The sequence below is a fragment of the Fibrella forsythiae genome (assembly GCF_017353175.1).
Lineage (GTDB): Bacteria > Bacteroidota > Bacteroidia > Cytophagales > Spirosomataceae > Fibrella > Fibrella forsythiae.
The window spans coordinates 13527-33747 of record NZ_JAFMYW010000008.1; the positions used below are offsets into that span (position 1 = coordinate 13527).

Below are 20221 nucleotides of genomic sequence, written 5' to 3' on the forward strand. Positions count from 1 at the left end.
AAGATTTGGATTTTGGCCTTTGAAAGGCCAAATCTTTATAAGCTATAAAACTTAACTGCATTGCCCCCGAAAACCTTGGCACGCACTTCGGTACCCCAGGGCGATACGTATTCTTCAATCACCGTTTTCACCTGCGTATAATCAGCGGCAACAAGGCAAACGGGCCAATCGGAGCCAAACAACAGCCGATCCGGGCCAAACTGCTCGAATACCACGTCCAGATACGGAAACAGGTCTGCCTTGCTCCAGTTTTGCCAATCAGCCTCCGTTACCATGCCCGATACTTTGCAGGATACATTCGGCTGCCTGGCAATCTCGGCCATGAAGTTCGACCAGCGGTTTATCTCCCGCTTCCGAATTACCGGCTTGGCCATATGGTCGATCACGAACTTCACGTCTGGCGCAGCCCGAACCAGATGTAATGCCGCTTTCAACTGCGACGGATAAATCAGGATATCATAGGTAAAGTCAAAAGCAGCGAGTTGGCGAATACCTTTGATCACGTCCGGGCGCATCAGAAAATCGTCGGGCTCGGCCTGCGCCACATGCCGGAAACCCCGAATTTCTTCAAACTGCGAATACGCTTCCAATCGATCATACAGGTCATCAGCCTGCAAATCGACCCAGCCAACTACACCCTTTACGATGTCGTATGCCTGCGCCATACTGACCAGAAACATGGTCTCCTCGTCAGACTGCGATGCCTGAACGGCCACGCAGCCCTCTATGCCGTTGGCCGCCAGTACTGGTTCGAGGTCGGCAGGCAGGAAATCACGGCGAATGGTTGCCATGTTGTCGGTAATCCAGCTATCACGTTCCGGATTATACACCCAGAAATGCTGATGCGCGTCTATTGTCATAGCAATACAGTTATCAATTACCAGCTATCAGTTGTCATCGTTGCTTCTCCTTCAGCGCTGGTAACTGATAGCTGGTAACCGTTCATTGATAAGAGACCGCTACTTGCTTTTGCTCGCCCAGTCCTTCGATACCGAGTTCGACAACATCACCGGGCTTGAGATAGCGAGGTGGTTTCAGGCCAAGGCCAACGCCGGATGGGGTACCCGTTGAGATCACGTCGCCGGGAAGCAGCGTCATGAACTGGCTGATGTAGCTGACCAGGGTAGGTACGTCGAAAATCATGTCGTCGGTGTTCGAATCCTGAAGTTTCTCGCCGTTTACCGACAGCCACAGGTTCAACGCGTTGGGGTTGGGTACGTCCTCCCGAGTAACCAGGTAAGGCCCCATCGGTGCAAACGTGTCGCAGCCTTTACCTTTGGCCCACTGACCGCCACGCTCCAGTTGAAACGCTCGCTCACTGTAGTCGTTGACAACGGCATAACCGGCCACGTACTCCATCGCCTGGTCGAGTTCAACGTAGCTGGCCCGCTTGCCAATGACAACGGCCAGTTCAACCTCCCAGTCTGTTTTCTCCGACCGTTTCGGAATCACTACATTGTCGTTGGGTCCACAAAGCGATGTTGTCGATTTGAAGAAGAGAATCGGTTCGGCTGGTGGGGTTGCCCCCGTTTCGGCAGCATGTTTGGCGTAATTGAGCCCTACGCACACAATCTTCGATGGCCGTTTGATACAGGGGCCAAACCGGGTATCGGCCGGAACCGGTGGACATTGGGCGGCATGAGCGGTGAGCCAGTGGGCCAGCCGTTCCGGGCCGTCGGTAGCGAAGAAGATTTCGTCGTAATCGCCACCGAAGTGTGTAACGTCGAGGTGGCTACCATCCGGCATCAATACGCCGGGGTGCTCGTGGCCCTCAGGGCCGAAGCGAAATAGTTTCATGCAAAAAAGCTTTGCGGTAAAAGTAGCCAACGGTTTCGCACTACTCCTATCTAACTGCCTACTTTTCGCACACCTGCATATACGACCTGCCCAACTCGGGTCGTTGTTAGGGCAATGTCTTCACATCCAGCTTCATTTCGCATCTCCTCGGCGCCCGGTTTTCTCACCGTTGGCCTGTTAATCGGCCTTTCTGCCTGCCAGCGTCCTGTTGCGCACTTTCAGCGCAGCCAACGGACCGTTTTCTATTCGCCTGCGCCCAAGTTGTTGAGCCCGGAAACCTCCGCCAACGTACCTGACGATTCGAGCGCCAACGTACCCGGCGAGCAGGAACATGCTCAGGCTATACTACCATTGTCGCCTGCGAAGCCAATCGCCTACGCGCGAGCCAGTCGGCCGGTTGAGCCGACTAACGCACCAGCAAGTGGGCCTGTTCAGAGCACGTACCCAGTGGCCGAACGGGTTCGTCAGCATCAGGACAATGCGCGCCGGTTACTGACACCCGCAGCGGCAACCGATACGCCTATTCCGGTTAGCGAACACCAGCCGGGGCCAAAACCCAAAAAGACCCTGCGGGAAATTCTGGGCCTGCCGCCACGCAGGAAACTGAACTGGTGGCAACGAATTTCGTGGCAACTAAAAGCGTCAGTTATTATCATACTGATTGCTGTTGTATTTGCCATCCTGGGCATCACTCTTTTATCCATCGTCTTCGGCGTTATCGGTGCTCTGCTCCTGATTCGCGGCCTGAAGAAATCGTTTAAGGTACGGCGCGGCATTTTCGGGTTAGGCGGCTAAACAGGCTGTTGCCTCTGGCTCCGCAACTCAGTCGGAAGATGCGTCAGAATCTCCCGTTTCAGCGCATTGATCAAACTTCGTTTCAGAAAGCTGCGGTGCATCACCAGACTAACCTCACGCACGGGCGGAATGCCTGCAAATGACCGTAACTGCTTTTTCCGGGCCGTATCAAAATCGAGCGTAGCCAGATATGGCAACAAGGTGAAGCCATCCTGCCGATCGATGAGCTTGACCAGCGTTTCCAGCGAACCCGTCTCGTAACGCAACGCCGAACGCCCCTGATGGTTACCACCGCACAAATTCACCACCTGGTCGCGAAAGCAATGCCCTTCCGATAGTAACCAAAGCCCTTCGCCGGTCAAATCGGCGGGGTTGATAGTGGTCTTTTTCAGTAGTGGATTTCCGTTCGCTGCATACACCATAAATGGCTCGTTGAACAGCGGAATATCGGTCATGTTATTCTCGCGAAGCGGCGTTACCACAATCCCCACGTCGAGCAAACCGTTTCGTAATCGCTCTACGATCTGCTCGGTCAGCAGTTCCTGCAACTGGATAGTTACGGCCGGGTAGCGCGCCATAAACGCTCCGATGAAATAAGGCAGTAGGTACGGCGCCAGCGTTGGAATAATACCCACCCGAAGTTCGCCGCCCACCTCATCGCGCGATTCTTTCGCCAGTTCGGGAATACGCCGCGCCGCCTGTAACACTTCGCGGGCCTGAGCCACAATGATCTGCCCCGTTTCGGTTGGAACCACCGGATGCTTCGACCGGTCGAAGAGTAACACGCCCAGCTCATCTTCCAGCTTCTGAATCTGCATGCTCAGCGTAGGCTGCGTTACGTGGCAATGTTCAGCGGCGGTAGCAAAATGCCGGTGGGTGTCAATGGCAACAATGTAATCGAGTTGAGTTAGCGTCATGGTCGTCTATCCTCAGTCCTCCGTCTTCTGTCCTCTGTTGCATTGCTAAGTCACCTATTTCTGAATCAGCAACGCAACAGAGGACAGAAGACGGAGAGCTGAGGACTATTTTTATCAATGGATTCGATACAAAACTAAATCGCATTGATGAGAGAAATGGCCTGAATGGGCTTTCTTTGTCATATCGTTCAAACCCAGTTATCATCGATGAACATCTATCGTCCTCTCCTGCTGCTGCTGCTAGTTACGTCGCCCTTACTGGCGCAAAAGAAAACCAATAATCCTGCCGCGAAGGATTTCGACATGGCTGGTTCTGACGCCCGCGCCGTGCAGATTGCCGACGAGGTAATGGCCGCGCAAGGCGGACGAAAAGCGTGGGATAACACCCACCACATTGCCTGGACGTTCTTCGGAGCCCGACGCCTTCACTGGGATAAATGGACCGGCGATGTACGGGTCGATAATCTTAAGAATGACCAAACCGTATTGCTGAACATTAACACCGACAAAGGGCGTGTTTTTCGGAATGGCAAAGAAGAAACCAACCCTGACAGCGTGGCGAAGTTCGTTAAGTCGGCTAAAGGTGCCTGGATCAATGATTCGTACTGGCTACTGATGCCCTACAAGCTGAAAGATTCGGGCGTGACGCTGAAAGACCTCGGCACCGCCAACACCGAAGCCGGCCAACCCGCCGACCTGATTCAGCTCACCTTCAAAGGCGTGGGCAATACCCCCGACAACAAGTATCATGTTTGGGTCGACAAAACCACACGGCTTGTATCGCAGTGGGCCTATTACCCGAAGTTCACCGACGAGAAACCAGGCTTCATCCTACCCTGGACCGACTACCAAACGCTGGGGAAAATCAAGTTGTCGGGCAAACGTGGCCCGCGCGAACTATCTGACATTAAGGTATTTGATTCATTATCAGACGCCGTTTACACGTCTTTCGACCGGCCTAGCCTCTAAGCTAAGGCTCTCTTTGTCATCCCGGAGCAGGCGTGTTTCGGGATGACAACCTCATTCCGTTATGAATCGTCAATTCACGGTTGCCTTACTGGGTACGTTGCTGTGCGTTACGGTAGCTTACGGACAAACCGAGCCAACCAGGGTTGAATCAACTACGCAATTGGCATCGGCTGATTCCGTTCGTTTTCAGAATCACCGGTACAACGAATTCTTCCGGGGAAACCGCGACTTCTCGTATGTTTCGCCAAGCGGTGAATTGGGAGCTCCCGGTAGGTACGTCATCAACGGCGAACTGATTGCCAGTTATTTTCTGCTGGCAAGCCAAAAATCACGTCTGGCGATAGCCGTAACGCAACGATTCATGGCCCGCACCCGCACCGATCGATCGTCGCCGATTCGCACGCCAAGTTTCCGGCTGGGAACGCAGGTCTTTTACCGGCTCAGTTCAAACGTGACCCAGTACAGGTACGTTGAAGCTCAGTTTTTCCATCATTCCAACGGTCAGGATGGGCCGGTATTCCGCCCGAATGGCACCTACAATACCGAAACAGGCGATTTTTCGACCAACTACCTGCAGGCGACTTACAACTGGGGAACTCACCTCAGCAAACGGCACGGTACTTATTACAGCCTCGGTTATCGCTGGCACGCCCCTGTTTTCAACAGTTCTGAAGGGTTGGCTGGCAACTACGGTTTCGGGCGAGTACTTGGCCAGGCTACGTACCGGATTTTTTCCAGGACCAACGACGAGCCGTTGCCGGTAACGACCGAACGCCTGCGGGTCACGCTGCAGGCTTCCTACGCAGTCAATAAACTGGATAACTGGCTGCTGGCTGCTGCCCAACGCCGAGTAAATGCCGAGTTAAGTGTGTGGTATATACCCTCTTTTAGCCGCGATGCTGGTATTTTTGCAACGGCGGGCTACTATGGTGAAGACCCGTACAACATTTATTTCAATGATCGTTACGCCTTCGTACGGTTCGGCATCGCGGCAGGTTTTACCCGCTATACCGACGAACCGCGAAAGTGAACGATTCCCTACCGTAAACCGATTTCGGCCAAAAACCGTTACGCCTTAATGGAAGCCACTGCTTTACAATCTCCCCATACAACAGCCACCGAAACCACGTCGAAACCCGTTGGAAAAACCGGTGTTCTGCTGGTCAATCTGGGTACGCCCGATAGTCCAAGTGTACCCCACGTCAGGAAATACCTGCGCGAATTTTTGATGGATGGTCGCGTTATCGACATTCCGTATATTCCTCGTTTTCTGCTGGTTAACGGCATTATTGCTCCGTTTCGGGCCCCCAAATCGGCTAAGATTTACCGTGAACTCTGGAATGAGAACGGTTCGCCGCTGAAGCACTACGGGTACGTGGTAACGAAGCTGGTGCAGGAGCAGCTTGGCGATGACTATGTGGTTCAACTGGCCATGCGTTATCAGAGCCCCAGTATCGACGCTGGTCTGGCTCAGTTTCAGCAGTTGGGTCTGAACAATATTGTGGTGGTACCTTTCTTCCCTCAATATGCATCTGCGTCGACCGGCTCTGTTTATGAGAAAGTGATGGACATTCTGAAAACGTGGCAGGTTATTCCGCAGGTACGTTTCGTTAACCGCTTCCTGGAGCACCCCAAATTCATTGAGGGATTCGCCGAACGCGGGCGGAAATACATGAACGAGCGGGAGTATGATCACTACCTGTTCAGCTATCACGGCCTGCCCGAACGCCAGATCCGCAAAGGCGACGTAGACAAGACGGTTTGTAAGTTCGGCGAGTGCTGCGCGTCGCTACGCCCTGACAATCAGCACTGTTATCGGGCTCAATGCTTCGAAACAACCCGCCGTTTAGTGAAAGAACTGGGTATTCCGGAAGGCAAATACACTACCAGTTTTCAGTCGCGGCTGGGCAACGACCCCTGGATAAAACCCTACACCGACGATGAGATCAAGTTATTCGCAGGTAAAGGTATCAAGAGCGTGCTGGCATTTTCTCCGGCTTTTGTTGCCGACTGTCTGGAAACAACCATCGAAGTAGGTGAAGAATACAGAGAGTTGTTCGAAGAACATGGTGGTGAACACTGGCAATTGGTCGAAAGCCTGAACGACAGTCCACTCTGGATCGAAGCCGTTGTTGATATGGTTAAGAAGTCGTAAGTCGATAGTCGATAGCCGCTCTGCTACATTAGACCGCTCCAGGTAGCAGAGCGGCTATCGACTATCGACTATCTTTTCAGGCTAAAAAGCAGAAGGCCGAACGTGATCACGTTCGGCCTTCTGCTTTTTAGCCTGAAAAGAGTTTATGGCTGTATCTCTGCGTTCACCACCAACGTCTTATCCCAGCTGTCTTTGTTTTCGCTGACAAATTTTTTGTAAGCTGGGTTTTGTTCGAAGGCCTTCATGTCTTCTTCGTTCTGAAAAGTCAGATAATGCATGACATCATACTCGGCATCGGCTTTTCCAACCAGAAATGTCTTTCCAGCCGTGTAACCAACGACCTGTGGAATTTCGTGCCGCAGGGCAGCAAAATCGCGCATATGCTTGTCAACTGCTTTCGGATTTGCCTCATTTGTGAATGAAAAACAGAAAATCTGCTGTTTCTGGGCTTTACGGGCGGGTGAATACGCTCCGTAGATTAATAAACCGAGGATGCAAAATAGACCTACAATGAGGGCATATCCTTTAGTTTCGCGTTGCATTGATTTGGAATTTATATCGTTTGACAAAATATTGTTTGCTTTTGATCGAGGTTTTATTTGTTACGTCTTATTGAGTCTTCAAATAATACCATGACTGAACAAATGTACAAGAATAGAATTTGGTTGGGTATTATTTCAGGAAAATATTTTCTGACCGTCATATATGGCTCTTTTTTCTTCCTGTCAGGTACGTTGCTTCCGGCCCGGCCACAGCCCGACCGTATAGCACCGAAATGGGGGTTTTATGCGCATCAGCAGATCAACCGGCTAGCCGTATTCACGCTCCCGCCCGAGATGATGCCGCTCTACAAAAGCCGGATTCAGTTTCTGACCGACAACGCGGTGAATCCCGATAAACGCCGCTATGCCGTTGCGGGTGAAGCACCCCGCCATTTCATCGATCTCGACGCCTATGCCGATACCACCCGCGAAACCCTGCCACGAAGCTGGAGCGCGGCCGCCGACCGGTACGGTGCCGATACGTTGGCCCTGCATGGCATTGTTCCCTGGCATATCCAACTGGCCAAATACCAGCTTACCGAAGCATTCAAAGAGCGGAACGTACCCAGGATTCTTCGCCTCTCTGCCGATATTGGTCATTATATTGCCGACGCCAACGTGCCGCTTCACACAACGCGTAATTATAACGGACAGCTGACGGGCCAAACGGGTATTCACGGTTTCTGGGAGTCGCGGTTACCGGAGTTATTTTCAGGAAATTACGATGTGATTGTGGGCGCCGCCGAATACATCGAACACCCCCAGCAACGGGCCTGGCGGGCGGTGTTCACCGCTCACGCCGCGCTCGACTCCGTGCTGGCTATCGAACGCGACCTTACCGCCGAAGCAGGCGACAGCCACAAGTGGAATTTTGAAGACCGAAACGGGCAAACCGTAAAGGTCTACTCCGAGGCCTTCGCCCGGCAGTACCACGAACGCCTGCGCGGGCAGGTAGAGCGCCAAATGCGCGCCTCCATAAAAATGGTGGGCGATTTCTGGTACACCTGCTGGGTTGATGCTGGTCAGCCAGACCTGAAGAAACTGGCTCGCCAGCTACCCGACGAAACCGAAAAAACAGAAACAGCCGCCGAGCAACAGAGTTGGCTCAAGCGGCTGTTTAAAGTGCGAGAAGAGTGACCTGACTTATCCTGTGCGGTTAGATCTTCAGCGTTTTCATATAATCGGCGTCAGCTTTCAGGCTCACCATCGATGGGCCGGGGTATTCTTCCTGTTCAATCAGGAAATACTTCATACCGCTTTTCCGAGCCTGTTTCAGAATGGCTTTGTAGTTCACAATGCCTTTGCCCATATCCTGCTGAACAACCTTGCCGTTTGCCTCTTTCTTGTAGTCTTTGATATGGCAAAGCTCATACCGGCTACCGTACTGTTTCAGGTGCTCAACGGCGCTCTGGCCAGCGGCTTCAATCCAGCACATGTCTAGTTCAAACATCACATTGATTGGGTCGCAATGGGTCAGGAGGTAATCCTGTGGCAGTTTACCATCCAGTGGGCGGAACGAGTAATCGTGGTTGTGATACCCGAACTTCAGACCGCCGTTGCGAACGGCTTCGCCCACGCGATTGAAGCTGTCGGCCACACGTTTCCAGTCGTCCCAGGTTTTCTGAGGACCGATGTAGGGGCAAAGCATATAGCTCAGACCCGCGCCATTGGCCATATCGATGTATTTCTGAAGCGTATCGGCATTTTCCGAGGCACCTTTAAAATCGAAGTGAGTACTGACCATTTTCACGCCAATGTCGTTCAGAAACGACTTCATAGCGGCCGGTTCCATACCCCACAGAAACCCTTTATCGCCCTGATAGCTTTCAAACTGCTTATAGCCCATCTTGGCCAGCTGAGTCATAATACCCTTAGGATCAGCCGGCAACACGTCGCGAACACTGTATAGCTGAAGGCCATACGTTTTGATTGATCCGCCCAACACGTCAGTAAGCGTTGAACTAAGTGTAAGTGCACCCGCAGACAGAAGACCTGCCTGTTTCAAAAATTCACGTCGATTGGTTTGCATTGGTTGATTGATTTGACTCATGAAAGTAGCTCAATCATTGTATTTACCAATGCCCGCCGCTGCTTCATTACCTTTGCCTTATGAATTACCCCAAGATTTTTTTGCAGAAAGGTCGCGACGAAGCTGTGCGGCGATTCCACCCCTGGGTCTTCTCAGGTGCCGTTGCCCGTCGTGAGAGTGCATCGCCAGACAATAGCATAGATGACGGCGACATAGTGGAGGTATACACCAACAAGGAAACGTACCTGGGAACGGGCCATTTCCACGATGGCAGCATCCAGGTACGTCTCTTTTCGTTTGCCGCCCATACCAACGGTCAGCCGATCGTGCCTGATGTAGCTTTCTGGGAACAGAAGTTCATCCAGATACGCTCAGTTCGGGCCAGCGTAATTCCCCCGCAGACCAACTGTTACCGGCTTATTCACGGTGAAGGCGATGGCTGCTCAGGCCTGATCATCGATATGTATGATGGCGTAGCCGTGTTGCAGGCTCACTCAATTGGTATGCACCGGCAGCGGCAACCCATTGTGGAGGCTCTACAACGTGTATTCGGGAACGAACTCGTGGCCGTATACGATAAAAGCGCCGAAACCCTGCCCGATCAATATGCGGCGGGTGTGCAGAACGGCTACCGATACGGCAGGGCCGAAACACCGCGTGCCGTTCGGGAAAACGGCCATACCTTCCTGGTCGACTGGATCACGGGGCAGAAAACCGGCTTCTTCCTCGATCAGCGTGATAACCGGCAACTGCTGGCCCGCTACGCGCCCGGCAAAAGCGTACTGAATGCATTCTGCTATTCGGGTGGCTTCTCGGTATATGCCCTTGCGGCTGGTGCATCGGCAGTTCATTCGGTCGATGTCTCGAAAAAAGCGATCGACCTGACCAACCAGAACGTTGCGGCCAACCCCGGCTTTGCTGGTACCCATGAATCCATCGTGGCCGACGTCATGGACTATCTGAAAGAACCAGGTACGTTGCAATACGACATTGTGGTGCTTGACCCGCCCGCCTACGCCAAGAGCCTGTCGGCGCGGCACCGGGCGGTGCAGGGCTACAAGCGCCTGAATGTGGAGGGGTTGAAGAAAGTAGCACCGGGAGGTATTCTGTTCACTTTCTCGTGTTCGCAGGTAGTAGACCGGGAACTGTTCTATAATACGATTGTAGCGGCAGCCATCGAGGCTGGTCGCCAGGTACGTGTATTGCATCACCTGAGTCAGCCCGCCGACCACCCCGTAAGCTTATTTCATCCCGAAGGCGGCTACTTAAAAGGCCTGGTACTGTGGGTTGAATGAACAATTCTTAGTGGATGATGTATAATGGATAATGCACAGTGATTTTGCTTATGTGTGCTACCCGGCAAATCGATTGGCAGGATTCATTATACTTTATCCATTGAAACCTATGGCTTCATCTACCATTTACACGCCCAAACAGCAGCGTATATTACTCATTGCCAGCCTATTGATACTAGGCGGCTTTATCATAGCCGGCCTTCGCGGGTATGTGTCTGCTTTCTTCGGAGCAGGTATTTTATACGTGATTTTTCGTCCTCTTTTTTATGGGCTGGTCCACCGTAAAAAGTGGAACCGTGCGCTGGTAACAACAGGAATTATCATATTCTCGCTGTTTGTCATCGTATTGCCGTTTCTGGTACTGAGCTTCCTGCTTATCGACCGAATTCAGTATTACGCACAGCACACCGACCAGATTCTGGGGCTGGTGAAACAGGCCGAGGAATTAACCGGCTTCAAGATTACCAGCCAGCAGAACGTTCAGAAAATGCTACAGCAGGGGGGCTCCTTTGCTTCGCAACAATTGCCCTCACTGGCGGGCGGTGCGCTGGATTTTCTGGTCATCATCGGCCTGATGTTCTTCACGCTGTTCTATATGTTTACAGAAGAAGAGTCATTTCTGGAAGGCCTGCGCAAGCACCTGCCGTTTAAACGTGACACCCTGAAAGAGCTGGGCGAACAACTTCGCAATAACGTGAATGCCAATGTATTAGGACAGGGGATCGTTTCGTTGGTACAGGGTATCCTGACGGGCCTCACCCTGTTGATTTTCGGTGTTCCTGACGCTGCTTTCTGGGGAACGGTCGCTTTCTTCCTGGCATTTATTCCCGTGCTTGGTACCCCGCTGGTCTGGCTACCGGCCGGTCTGATTCAGCTCTCGCAAGGCAATACAACCGATGGCGTTGGTATTCTGGTTGTCGGCGCCGTTGTTATTACCAACATCGATAACCTATTGCGCATCATGCTGGCCAAACGTATGGGCGACGTTCACCCGCTGGTTACACTGGCCGGTATCGTGATCGGTGTACCCATCTTCGGCATTCTGGGTCTGGTAATCGGACCAACGATTCTATCGTTCTTCATTGTGCTGATGCAGGTATTCGCCAAAGAAAATAGAGAATCGCGCGCCGAAGCTGTTCAGGACGAAGCCAATGTAGCCGAACACGCCGAAGTGCAGGCTGAGAAAGTGGCGAGGTAGATCCTGTTTCAAGTGCTCTGCAAACTGACTTACAGAGTACTTGAAACTATTTTTTTGTTCGTATTTTGTGATTTAATCGTACAAAAACTAGATCACAATGGAGCGTATCGTTGATTATTTCGAGCATATCCCTTCCGCTCACCGGAGCTTATTACTGGTTGGTGGTATAGCCTTTTTCTGGCTGCTGGAAAGTATTGTTCCGCTGGTTCGCTTCGATTATCACAAACCCCGACATGCAGGCATCAACCTGTTCTTTACCGTAACGACCATCCTTGTCAATTTTACGCTGGCTTTCGTTCTCGTCAACACCAGTGATTGGGCCGTCGCCAGGCACCTTGGCCTGTTGCAATGGGTGCCGATGCCCCTCTGGGTGCAGGCAATTACCGGCCTGCTCCTGCTCGACCTGATCGGAGCCTGGCTGGCCCACTGGACGGAGCATCATGTAAAGTGGATGTGGCAGTTCCATTCCGTTCACCACTCCGACCAGTATGTAGATACAACCACGGCCAATCGGCACCATCCCGGCGAGAGCGTGATCCGGTTCTTGTTCACCACACTGGCGGTTATTGTCGTGGGTGCGCCCATGTGGCTGGTGTTTATGTACCAGGCTTTCTCGGTCCTGCTTTCGCAATTTAACCACGCCAATATTGAGTTGCCCCGCTGGGCCGACAGGGCAATTGGCTGGCTGGTGGTAACGCCAAACATGCACCACGTTCATCATCATTATGTACTGCCTTACTCGAACACAAATTATGGTAACATTTTCTCAATCTGGGATCGGCTGTTTAGCACCTACGCCACTCGCTCGGGCAAAGACCTTGTCTATGGCCTCGACACACATCCCCATCCACGGGAGCACAGCCACATTGGTGGTATTCTGAAAGTTCCTTTTCAGCCCTACAGAGCACCCGTTGGCGAGAAAGAAAGTAAACTGTCGGAAGTTTGATGTTTTGCGTTTAATCAATCTGTTACTTCGGTATCGCTGGCAGGAAGTACCTGCGCGTACCAGCCGAAAACAGAAAACAGTAAACCATACACTCTCTTATGACCTCTCGTCGTACTATTCTGCAGACATTGTCGCTGGCGTCGGCCTCTACACTGGTGTCGCCGCACACGTTACTGGCAGCCACATCGCCCAAGAAAGATAAATTGGGCGTGGCGCTTGTTGGCCTTGGTTATTACAGCACCGATTTGCTGGCTCCCGCGCTTCAGCAAACCCGGAATTGCTACCTGGCGGGTATCGTAACGGGTACGCCCGCTAAAGCTGAAACCTGGAAAAAGAAATACAATATTCCTGATAAGAATATCTATTCATACCAGACCTTCGATCAGATTGCCAACAATCCTGATATCGACGTAGTGTATGTTGTGCTGCCGCCTTCGATGCACGAAGAATATGTGGTGCGGGCCGCCAAAGCGGGTAAACATGTCTGGGTGGAGAAACCAATGGCCGTAACGGCCAGAGAATGCCAGAATATGATTGATACCTGCCGGAAAAATAAGCGCGTGCTGACGGTCGGTTACCGTCTTCATCACGAACCCAATACGCAGGCCTATGTCAAATTTCTGCGCGACGGAGGCATTGGTAAAATTAATCTGGTAAACTGCGCCGCTGGCTACTACGATGCCCGCACCGACCACTGGAAGCAGAAAAAAGAGATGGGCGGTGGCGTTATGTATGATATGGGCGTGTATGCCATTCAGGGCGCTCGCCTGTCTACCGGTGAAGAGCCGGTTGCGCTGACCGCCCAGCAGTACACCACCCGGCCAGACGTGTACAAAAACGGCCTCGACGAGACCAGCCTGGTTCAGCTGGAGTTCCCCAGCGGTGCGCGGGCAGCCATTCAGAGCAGTTACGGCATGAACATGAATTTTCTGCACGTAACCGGGCAGAAAGGGCAGCTGGAAATGGAGCCTTACTCGGCTTATAATGGCGTTAAGGGGGAAGGGAGTAACGGTTTTAAGATCGATGTGCCCTACAAAATGCCAACCCAGCAGGCTATGCAGATGGATAACGACGCCAAAGCGATCATGACGAACTCGCCGGTACTGGTTCCTGGCGAAGAGGGCCTGGCCGATATCCGCGTAGTAGAAGCGATCTACAAAGCGGCTAAAGAAGGAAAGCGGGTAACCCTTTAAAAAAAGTCTTCTGTTTGCCGTTTACTGTTTTCTATTGCTTTGCGCTGATAGTCAAGCCAGAATGCGAAGCAGCAGAAAACAGTAAACGGCAAACAGAAGACTTTTTTAATTCCCTTGTTCTATCTTCGCTATGAAATCGCTCTTTTTATGACACCAGCCCACTTTACCAGCCTCGATACCGACGACCAGTTGAACGCCTTGTATTTCGAAGCAAGCATTCTGGCCAATCGGTACGAAGACGATTTCATCTACCTTCTCTACAGCCTCGACTCGTTTTACGTGGAAGTTCGCCACGACGCCTACACCAACAAGGTGAAGCAGATTTCGGCGTTCAAATCAACGGATAAACTGGAGCCATACCTCCCCTATCTGACTGAGGCAGCTCAGTAAATGGCAGCAACCACTATTCGCCTGCTTACCGAAGCAGACTTAGCCGTTTATCGTGCGTTGCTGATGTCGGGTCTTGAACAGGATGCCGACAGCTTTCGCATTGCCCCGGAAGACGAGCAGCATGCCCCTTTTCCAACTCAAAACCGCCCGGACAGTTTCACGATGGGTGCGTTCGTCGGCGAGCAATTAGCGGGCGTCGTCAGCTTTCAGCGCGACGGTGCCGAGCGGGTCAAACTACGCCACAAAGGGCTGTTATTCCGAATGTATGTCTCGCCCAATGTCCGGGGGCAGGGGCTGGCGGGTCTGCTCATTCAGGAAGTAATTGATCGGGCACGCCAACTTGATGGTCTGGAACAGCTTGTTCTGACCGTAACAACGACCAACCCTGCCAAGCGTATCTACGAACGCTTCGGTTTCCGATCTTTCTCGCTGGAAGAAAACGCTATGAAGTGGCGGGGAACGTACCTGACCGAAGAGGCCATGAAACTGATGCTGTAGGTACGTTACCGAACAACCGTTCCTTCAACGTCGAAGGTGTGCTTGTCTGAAATACTCAGATGCTGGAAGCCATTCAGGCGGTAGTGCGTCACGCCCCATTTGTTACCCGGCTGAGGGCCACTTTCCAGGAAAATCGTTCGTTCTGCTGTATACAGTGGGTTTTCGGTTGTCAGTACGGCGTCGATCCGGCGAGGTTTGTGCGTTGCCGAATCGAGTTTAACCGTCAGTGAACGCACCGTCAGGTTCTTCTCCGTTGGTTTCAACGTGTACTGATACGTTAGTGAATCGGGACGAACAATAGTATAGCTATTGCGAAGAGCCGGCTTATTAATGTCGGCCTGCGTGAACAGTTCCAGCTCGCGGCTCCAGTTGATGGTTCGGGTCGTTTGTTTTTCCAGTTTCTCCCCCATCTGCAAGCGCTTTATTACGCCCGGCTTTTGCTTCGACAGCGCGTCGATCTGGCTCTTAACGTACCCGGCCACATCAAAATAAACCGGCTTCTCGTTACGTTGGGCGGTATCAGTAGAACAGGCAGTGATTGACAGGGTAGCCAGCAGCAGGAAAGCGTATTTCATAGACAAAAAAACCGCCCGCAGCAGAGTAGGCTACGGGCGCGTTAATAGAACGTGCTGCAAAGTAACAGCGGGTAGATACGTTGCGTTCAGCGAATGGCGGTAGGCCTACGCCAACAGGCTGGTGCCGGTCATTTCGTAGGGTTTCTCGATGCCCATCAGCGCCAGAATTGTAGGCGCAATATCACCCAGTTTACCGTTCTTCAGCGCAGGCTGGTAGTCGTTATCAACCAGAATGCAGGGTACCAGACTCGTTGTATGCGCCGTATTAGGCGTACCGTCGTCGTTCAGCATGTAGTCGGCGTTACCGTGATCGGCAATGATGATCGATGTGTAGCCGTGGGCCAGGCCGGTCGTCACCACGTCGCGCGTGGTGGCGTCGACGGTTTCGGCGGCTTTTACTACAGCGTCGAAGACGCCTGTATGGCCAACCATATCAGTGTTGGCAAAGTTGAGGCACACGAAATCGACGTCGCCTTTTTCCAGTTCTGGCAAGATCGCGTCGCGAATACCAAAAGCCGACATTTCGGGTTTCTGGTCGTACGTTTTCACCGGAATCGTGATCGTTTCGCCTTGCTCGTTCGTCACCGTCATTTCTTTCGGTGAAGGCACCAGCAACCGCGATTCGCCAAAGAAAGGTTCTTCCCGCCCGCCCGAAAAGAAGAACGTTACGTGCGGGTACTTTTCGGTTTCAGCAATACGGATCTGCTTCCGGTTAGCCGCCGCCACGACCTCTCCCAGCGTTTTCGACAGATTATCTTTTTCGTAAATGACCTTTACGCCCTTGAAATCGGAGTCGTAGTTGGTCATCGTGATGTAGTCAAGGTCAAGCTTGTACATCTGCTGTTCCGGAAAGTCTTTCTGCGTCAGCGCAATCGTGATTTCGCGGCCACGGTCGGTACGGAAGTTGAAACAGATCACTACGTCACCGTTCTCAATTTTTGCTACAGGCGTATGATCGTCGTTTTCCATTACGATCGGGTTGATGAATTCGTCGGAAACACCCGCCTCGTATGAGTCACGAATTGCCTGGAATACACCATCACCCTGCGCGCGGTCGCCCACGGCATTCACCATGGCATCGTAGGCTATTTTCACGCGTTCCCAGCGGTTATCGCGGTCCATGGCGTAGAAACGGCCAATCACGGTAGCGAGCTTGCCGGTCGTCTGGTCCATATGTTCCCAAAGCTCGGTCAGGAAACCCAGCCCACTCTTCGGATCCGTGTCCCGTCCGTCGGTGAAAGCGTGCACAAATACGTCTGAAAGACCTTGTTCGTGGGCAATGGTCAACAGCCCTTTCACATGGTTGATATGCGCGTGAACGCCGCCATCAGACACCAGGCCGATCAGGTGCACTTTTTTACCGGTTGCTTTAGCATACGCCAGCGATTCGGCCAGAACAGGCTCTTTCTTCAGGGTATCGTGTTCAACAGCCAGGTTCACTTTCACCAGATCCTGATACACGATCCGACCGGCGCCGAGGTTCATATGTCCCACTTCCGAATTACCCATCTGACCGGCAGGCAATCCTACCTGCAGGCCCGAGGCTTCGAGTGTGCTGTGCGAATAACGGTTCCAGGCGTCTGTAACAAATGGCGTTTTAGCCGCTGCCAGGGCCGACCGGTCGTTCTGGGTGGTAATGCCCCAGCCGTCCATGATGAGGAGAATGACTTTCTTATTCATAGCGAGTGAATGAGTGGATGAGCGAAGGCGTGAATGAGCGAATGTTTGGATCGCTTTGCAATTGACTTATATACATGCGTGCTTCCAAACATTCACTCATCCGCGCATCCACTCATTCACTCATTAATTAAAGGTTATGCCGCTTCTGCAGGTACGTTAGCAGTTCCTCACAGCAGCGGTGAACAATCTGGTAAACCTCTTCGAAAACCTCCGGGCCTTCGTAATACGGATCGGGTACGTTGGGCTGATCGCTGACGGCAGGGTCAAATTCGCGCAGGAGAAACACAGTGTCGTCGTGAACGAGACCGACCGATCGTTGGCTGAGTTTCATGACAGCCTCAAAATTGGCTTCGTCCATCGTGATGATGTAGGTGAATCGAGCCAGGTCTTCGCCGGTCATTCGGCGGGCACGATGGGTCAGTGTCAGATCGTGAGTGAGCGCATTCTGACGGGTACGCAGGTCAGGCAACTGCCCGATATGGTAGGACGACGTACCTGCCGAATCGCATTCGATCTTCCCCGAAAGTCCCGCCTTATCAACCACCTGACGAAACACGCCCTCTGCCACAGGCGACCGACAAATATTTCCTAAACAGACGAAGAGAAGGGAGATCATGTGGTTGAATTAAGAATTAAGCGTGTAGAGTTAAGAGTTGCGCTGCACTGCGAACACATTATTCATCTAGCAGCGCAACTCTTAACTCTGCACGCTTAATTCTTACCTATTTTTCAATCGGTTCACCGTTTTCATCAACGAGTACGTAAACGTCTTCGTTACGCTTTTTCATCAGGTACTTTTCCCGGGCGTATTTAACGCGGAGTTGTTGGCTACCCAGCACTTCTTTGCGCTCGGCGCGAACAGCTTCGATCTGTTCCTGAAAATACGCTTTTTCGTCGTCCAGTTCCTCTGCTTTCCACCAGTTACGGAATTGCGAGCGCAGGTCATTGGCGTCGAAAAACAGCATCCAAAACAAAAAACCCACACCCGTCAGAATGTAGAAACGATAGCGGCTGTTGAGGATACGATTCATGGGCGTTAGGAGTTAAGAGTGTAGAGTTAAGAAGTAAGAGTTGCCCTGCTATGTGTCAAGCACACGCTAAGGCAGGGCAACTCTTACTTCTTAACTCTACACTCTTAACTAAAATTTAAGTCCTGGGAAATAGGCCATTTCACCTAGTTCTTCTTCAATGCGGAGCAGTTGGTTGTACTTCGCCATCCGGTCTGAACGTGAGGCAGAACCGGTTTTGATTTGGCCGGTGTTCAACGCGACCGCCAGGTCAGCGATGGTCGCATCTTCAGTCTCGCCCGACCGGTGCGACATGATGTTTTTGTAGCTGTTACGTTTCGCCAGATTTACCGTATCGATGGTTTCTGTCAGCGAACCGATCTGATTTACTTTCACCAGAATCGCGTTGGCAATACCCTTGTCGATACCTTCCTGCAGGCGGGTTACGTTCGTTACGAACAGGTCGTCACCCACCAGTTGGGTCTTCTTGCCAACCAGTTCGGTCTGGAGTTTCCAGCCAGACCAATCGTCTTCCGCCATACCATCTTCAATCGACATGATGGGGTATTTCGACACCCAATCAGCCCAGTACTGCGCCATTTGAGGTGAAGTCAGCTTATCGCCGGTCGATTTCTTGAAGTGATACTCTCCGGTTTCGGCGTTGTAAAACTCCGACGCAGCCGCATCCATTGCGATCCAGACATCTTCGCCCGGACGGTAACCCGCCTTCTCGATTGCCTCGATCACGATCTGGATCGCCTCTTCGTTCGAACCGATGTTCGGGGCAAAACCACCTTCGTCACCAACGTTGGTACTCATGCCTTTGCCTTTCAATACTTTCTTCAGCGTGTGGAAGATCTCGGTACCCATCCGAAGTGCTTCGGCGAAGGTTGGCGCATTGGCCGGCATCACCATAAACTCCTGAAAGTCGATTGAGTTATCGGCGTGTGAGCCTCCGTTCAGGATGTTCATCATCGGAACGGGCAGCGTGTTGGCATTGACACCACCGATGTACCGATACAGCGGCATGCCGCAATCGATCGCAGCGGCTTTGGCAACGGCCATTGATACGCCCAGGATGGCGTTGGCACCCAGACGACCTTTGTTTGGCGTACCATCCAGATCAAGCATGATCTTATCGATCATTCCCTGCTCGAACACCGAAATGCCTACCAACTCAGGGTAAATCAGTTCATTCACGTTTGAAACAGCTTTCAACACGCCTTTACCAACGTACACTTTATTGTCGTCGTCGCGCAGTTCAACGGCTTCGTGCGTGCCTGTCGAGGCACCCGATGGCACAGCAGCGCGGCCCAGGGCACCGGTTTCGGTACGTACGTCGACCTCAACGGTCGGGTTGCCGCGCGAGTCAAGAATCTGGCGGGCATGGATGCTTTGAATGGTACTCATTGTGATTTACGAACAAAAATTTAGATTAATCTCTTATCAACAACCGAAATAAGGCCGAATGCCCTTTTTCACGACACAAATAAACGGAAAAGCCGGGGAATGAGGAGGATTGTCATCTGGGCTTTCGTGTTACGGAATCATGTAGGGTGCTCAGAGTAGCGGCATTTCAAAGGCACCTGCTACATTCATGTGTATTTTTGACAGTCAACTAATCTTATTTCCATGATCACTGACCTTTCGCAACTCGACCCTAATAGCACCTATACGTATGCCGATTACCTTAAATGGCAGTTTGAGCAAAGTGTCGAACTGATTAAGGGAAAGCTCTACAATATGTCGCCCGCTCCCAGGGCAGGACACCAGCGTATTTCTATGCGAATCACCGGCGAGTTGTACAATCATTTCCGGGAACGTACCTGCGAAATTTTTCCAGCCCCTTTCGATGTTCGTCTGCCTAACCCTGACTACGAACCAGGGTTTAACAACAAAGTCCACACAGTGGTACAGCCTGACATTTGCGTCATCTGTGATCCCGCCAAAATCGATGAATTTGGCTGCGTTGGTGCGCCCGACTGGATCATCGAAATCACGTCGCCGTCGACACATAAGAAAGATTTTAACGAAAAATTCGATCTCTACGAATCAGCAGGAGTACGTGAATATTGGATTGCGGTTCCGAAAAGCGCCGAAATTTACACCTATACGTTGGTGGGTATCCAATATGAAGAAACGGCCGTTTATGAAAAAGGCAGCCGCCCTACCTCGTCGCTATTTCCAGAACTTAGCTTGGATATTGACTGGATTTTCGGGTAATCGGCAACGTAC

At 52.0% G+C, this 20221-nt stretch carries 22 protein-coding genes; 12 read left to right on the top strand and 10 right to left on the bottom strand.

The genetic code is table 11. The features are described from left to right. Positions 1 to 35: 35 nt before the first annotated feature. Both J2I46_RS23100 and J2I46_RS23105 read right to left on the bottom strand, forming a co-directional pair. Positions 36 to 860 carry an amidohydrolase family protein gene (locus J2I46_RS23100; protein WP_207331448.1) on the bottom strand — a complete coding sequence of 275 codons (825 nt, stop codon included), beginning with the start codon at positions 858 to 860 and terminating at the stop codon, positions 36 to 38. An 82-nt stretch (positions 861 to 942) separates the two neighbouring features. Further along, positions 943 to 1797, bottom strand: coding sequence for a fumarylacetoacetate hydrolase family protein (locus tag J2I46_RS23105; RefSeq protein WP_207331449.1), 855 nt, complete (start codon positions 1795 to 1797; stop codon positions 943 to 945). Between the two features lie 114 nt (positions 1798 to 1911). Here J2I46_RS23105 and J2I46_RS23110 point away from each other — a divergent pair, with 114 nt between their 5' ends. Continuing rightward, the gene (locus tag J2I46_RS23110; RefSeq protein ID WP_207331450.1) at positions 1912 to 2592 is read left to right on the top strand and encodes a hypothetical protein; all 681 of its coding nucleotides are present in this window, start codon (positions 1912 to 1914) and stop codon (positions 2590 to 2592) included. Here J2I46_RS23110 and J2I46_RS23115 read toward each other — a convergent pair. Then, positions 2589 to 3509, bottom strand: a complete 921-nt coding sequence (locus tag J2I46_RS23115; protein ID WP_207331451.1) for a hydrogen peroxide-inducible genes activator — start codon at positions 3507 to 3509, stop codon at positions 2589 to 2591. The genes J2I46_RS23110 and J2I46_RS23115 overlap by 4 nt on opposite strands. Positions 3510 to 3716: 207 nt before the next feature. Between J2I46_RS23115 and J2I46_RS23120 the strand changes: the two genes are divergently transcribed. From J2I46_RS23120 to hemH, 3 genes are all read left to right on the top strand, one after another. Further along, complete coding sequence (locus J2I46_RS23120; RefSeq protein WP_207331452.1) at positions 3717 to 4478, top strand: hypothetical protein; 762 nt, start codon at positions 3717 to 3719, stop codon at positions 4476 to 4478. Positions 4479 to 4539: 61 nt separating this feature from the next. After that, positions 4540 to 5508: a hypothetical protein gene (locus J2I46_RS23125; protein ID WP_207331453.1), complete on the top strand. Its 969-nt coding sequence runs from the start codon at positions 4540 to 4542 to the stop codon at positions 5506 to 5508. 48 nt (positions 5509 to 5556) lie between these two features. Beyond that, complete coding sequence (gene hemH / locus J2I46_RS23130) at positions 5557 to 6633, top strand: ferrochelatase (RefSeq protein WP_207331454.1); 1077 nt, start codon at positions 5557 to 5559, stop codon at positions 6631 to 6633. Between the two features lie 143 nt (positions 6634 to 6776). Here hemH and J2I46_RS23135 read toward each other — a convergent pair whose 3' ends face one another. Further along, complete coding sequence (locus J2I46_RS23135) at positions 6777 to 7175, bottom strand: Dabb family protein (RefSeq protein ID WP_207331455.1); 399 nt, start codon at positions 7173 to 7175, stop codon at positions 6777 to 6779. Positions 7176 to 7265: 90 nt separating this feature from the next. On the opposite strand from J2I46_RS23135, the gene J2I46_RS23140 reads away from it, so the two are divergent. Continuing rightward, positions 7266 to 8312, top strand: a complete 1047-nt coding sequence (locus tag J2I46_RS23140; protein ID WP_229379909.1) for a zinc dependent phospholipase C family protein — start codon at positions 7266 to 7268, stop codon at positions 8310 to 8312. A gap of 19 nt (positions 8313 to 8331) precedes the next feature. On the opposite strand, the gene J2I46_RS23145 is transcribed toward J2I46_RS23140, so the two are convergent. Continuing rightward, positions 8332 to 9204, bottom strand: coding sequence for a sugar phosphate isomerase/epimerase family protein (locus tag J2I46_RS23145; RefSeq protein ID WP_207331456.1), 873 nt, complete (start codon positions 9202 to 9204; stop codon positions 8332 to 8334). An 80-nt stretch (positions 9205 to 9284) separates the two neighbouring features. Between J2I46_RS23145 and J2I46_RS23150 the strand changes: the two genes are divergently transcribed. The 6 genes from J2I46_RS23150 (at position 9285) to J2I46_RS23175 (ending at position 14724) form a co-directional block, all read left to right on the top strand. Next, the gene (locus J2I46_RS23150; RefSeq protein ID WP_207331457.1) at positions 9285 to 10499 is read left to right on the top strand and encodes a class I SAM-dependent rRNA methyltransferase; all 1215 of its coding nucleotides are present in this window, start codon (positions 9285 to 9287) and stop codon (positions 10497 to 10499) included. A 109-nt stretch (positions 10500 to 10608) separates the two neighbouring features. Continuing rightward, complete coding sequence (locus J2I46_RS23155; RefSeq protein WP_207331458.1) at positions 10609 to 11697, top strand: AI-2E family transporter; 1089 nt, start codon at positions 10609 to 10611, stop codon at positions 11695 to 11697. Positions 11698 to 11794: 97 nt separating this feature from the next. Beyond that, entirely contained in the window at positions 11795 to 12643 is an 849-nt protein-coding gene (locus J2I46_RS23160; protein WP_207331459.1) for a sterol desaturase family protein, read from the top strand. Between the two features lie 98 nt (positions 12644 to 12741). Continuing rightward, positions 12742 to 13836 carry a Gfo/Idh/MocA family protein gene (locus J2I46_RS23165; RefSeq protein WP_207331460.1) on the top strand — a complete coding sequence of 365 codons (1095 nt, stop codon included), beginning with the start codon at positions 12742 to 12744 and terminating at the stop codon, positions 13834 to 13836. Between the two features lie 147 nt (positions 13837 to 13983). Beyond that, positions 13984 to 14226: a hypothetical protein gene (locus J2I46_RS23170; protein ID WP_207331461.1), complete on the top strand. Its 243-nt coding sequence runs from the start codon at positions 13984 to 13986 to the stop codon at positions 14224 to 14226. Further along, positions 14227 to 14724, top strand: a complete 498-nt coding sequence (locus J2I46_RS23175; RefSeq protein ID WP_207331462.1) for a GNAT family N-acetyltransferase — start codon at positions 14227 to 14229, stop codon at positions 14722 to 14724. Positions 14725 to 14729: 5 nt separating this feature from the next. Here the strand turns inward: J2I46_RS23175 and J2I46_RS23180 are convergent, their stop codons facing one another. The 5 genes from J2I46_RS23180 to eno form a co-directional block, all read right to left on the bottom strand. Continuing rightward, positions 14730 to 15299 carry a hypothetical protein gene (locus J2I46_RS23180; protein ID WP_207331463.1) on the bottom strand — a complete coding sequence of 190 codons (570 nt, stop codon included), beginning with the start codon at positions 15297 to 15299 and terminating at the stop codon, positions 14730 to 14732. Positions 15300 to 15404: 105 nt separating this feature from the next. Beyond that, positions 15405 to 16979 carry a 2,3-bisphosphoglycerate-independent phosphoglycerate mutase gene (gene gpmI / locus J2I46_RS23185; RefSeq protein ID WP_207331464.1) on the bottom strand — a complete coding sequence of 525 codons (1575 nt, stop codon included), beginning with the start codon at positions 16977 to 16979 and terminating at the stop codon, positions 15405 to 15407. Between the two features lie 127 nt (positions 16980 to 17106). Next, entirely contained in the window at positions 17107 to 17595 is a 489-nt protein-coding gene (locus J2I46_RS23190) for a low molecular weight protein-tyrosine-phosphatase (protein WP_207331465.1), read from the bottom strand. A 106-nt stretch (positions 17596 to 17701) separates the two neighbouring features. After that, entirely contained in the window at positions 17702 to 18010 is a 309-nt protein-coding gene (locus tag J2I46_RS23195; RefSeq protein WP_207331466.1) for a septum formation initiator family protein, read from the bottom strand. Between the two features lie 108 nt (positions 18011 to 18118). Beyond that, a complete protein-coding gene (gene eno, locus J2I46_RS23200; RefSeq protein WP_207331467.1) occupies positions 18119 to 19396 on the bottom strand; it encodes a phosphopyruvate hydratase in 1278 nt (425 codons plus the stop codon). A 222-nt stretch (positions 19397 to 19618) separates the two neighbouring features. Between eno and J2I46_RS23205 the strand changes: the two genes are divergently transcribed. Then, positions 19619 to 20209 (top strand): Uma2 family endonuclease, encoded by a 591-nt coding sequence (locus J2I46_RS23205; protein ID WP_207331468.1) that lies wholly within the window; start codon positions 19619 to 19621, stop codon positions 20207 to 20209. Positions 20210 to 20221: the final 12 nt, after the last annotated feature.

Excerpts from the sequence above, each read along its gene's own strand:
- J2I46_RS23115 (WP_207331451.1), bottom strand. The coding sequence starts at position 3,509 with ATGACGCTAACTCAACTCGATTACATTGTTGCCATTGACACCCACCGG.
- J2I46_RS23180 (WP_207331463.1), bottom strand. The coding sequence starts at position 15,299 with ATGAAATACGCTTTCCTGCTGCTGGCTACCCTGTCAATCACTGCCTGT.
- J2I46_RS23155 (WP_207331458.1), top strand. The coding sequence starts at position 10,609 with ATGGCTTCATCTACCATTTACACGCCCAAACAGCAGCGTATATTACTC.
- J2I46_RS23100 (WP_207331448.1), bottom strand. The coding sequence starts at position 860 with ATGACAATAGACGCGCATCAGCATTTCTGGGTGTATAATCCGGAACGT.
- J2I46_RS23150 (WP_207331457.1), top strand. The coding sequence starts at position 9,285 with ATGAATTACCCCAAGATTTTTTTGCAGAAAGGTCGCGACGAAGCTGTG.
- J2I46_RS23160 (WP_207331459.1), top strand. The coding sequence starts at position 11,795 with ATGGAGCGTATCGTTGATTATTTCGAGCATATCCCTTCCGCTCACCGG.
- J2I46_RS23135 (WP_207331455.1), bottom strand. The coding sequence starts at position 7,175 with ATGCAACGCGAAACTAAAGGATATGCCCTCATTGTAGGTCTATTTTGC.
- J2I46_RS23190 (WP_207331465.1), bottom strand. The coding sequence starts at position 17,595 with ATGATCTCCCTTCTCTTCGTCTGTTTAGGAAATATTTGTCGGTCGCCT.
- J2I46_RS23125 (WP_207331453.1), top strand. The coding sequence starts at position 4,540 with ATGAATCGTCAATTCACGGTTGCCTTACTGGGTACGTTGCTGTGCGTT.
- J2I46_RS23105 (WP_207331449.1), bottom strand. The coding sequence starts at position 1,797 with ATGAAACTATTTCGCTTCGGCCCTGAGGGCCACGAGCACCCCGGCGTA.
- J2I46_RS23205 (WP_207331468.1), top strand. The coding sequence starts at position 19,619 with ATGATCACTGACCTTTCGCAACTCGACCCTAATAGCACCTATACGTAT.
- gpmI (WP_207331464.1), bottom strand. The coding sequence starts at position 16,979 with ATGAATAAGAAAGTCATTCTCCTCATCATGGACGGCTGGGGCATTACC.
- J2I46_RS23170 (WP_207331461.1), top strand. The coding sequence starts at position 13,984 with ATGACACCAGCCCACTTTACCAGCCTCGATACCGACGACCAGTTGAAC.
- J2I46_RS23110 (WP_207331450.1), top strand. The coding sequence starts at position 1,912 with ATGTCTTCACATCCAGCTTCATTTCGCATCTCCTCGGCGCCCGGTTTT.
- eno (WP_207331467.1), bottom strand. The coding sequence starts at position 19,396 with ATGAGTACCATTCAAAGCATCCATGCCCGCCAGATTCTTGACTCGCGC.
- J2I46_RS23165 (WP_207331460.1), top strand. The coding sequence starts at position 12,742 with ATGACCTCTCGTCGTACTATTCTGCAGACATTGTCGCTGGCGTCGGCC.
- J2I46_RS23175 (WP_207331462.1), top strand. The coding sequence starts at position 14,227 with ATGGCAGCAACCACTATTCGCCTGCTTACCGAAGCAGACTTAGCCGTT.
- J2I46_RS23145 (WP_207331456.1), bottom strand. The coding sequence starts at position 9,204 with ATGCAAACCAATCGACGTGAATTTTTGAAACAGGCAGGTCTTCTGTCT.
- J2I46_RS23140 (WP_229379909.1), top strand. The coding sequence starts at position 7,266 with ATGACTGAACAAATGTACAAGAATAGAATTTGGTTGGGTATTATTTCA.
- hemH (WP_207331454.1), top strand. The coding sequence starts at position 5,557 with ATGGAAGCCACTGCTTTACAATCTCCCCATACAACAGCCACCGAAACC.
- J2I46_RS23120 (WP_207331452.1), top strand. The coding sequence starts at position 3,717 with ATGAACATCTATCGTCCTCTCCTGCTGCTGCTGCTAGTTACGTCGCCC.
- J2I46_RS23195 (WP_207331466.1), bottom strand. The coding sequence starts at position 18,010 with ATGAATCGTATCCTCAACAGCCGCTATCGTTTCTACATTCTGACGGGT.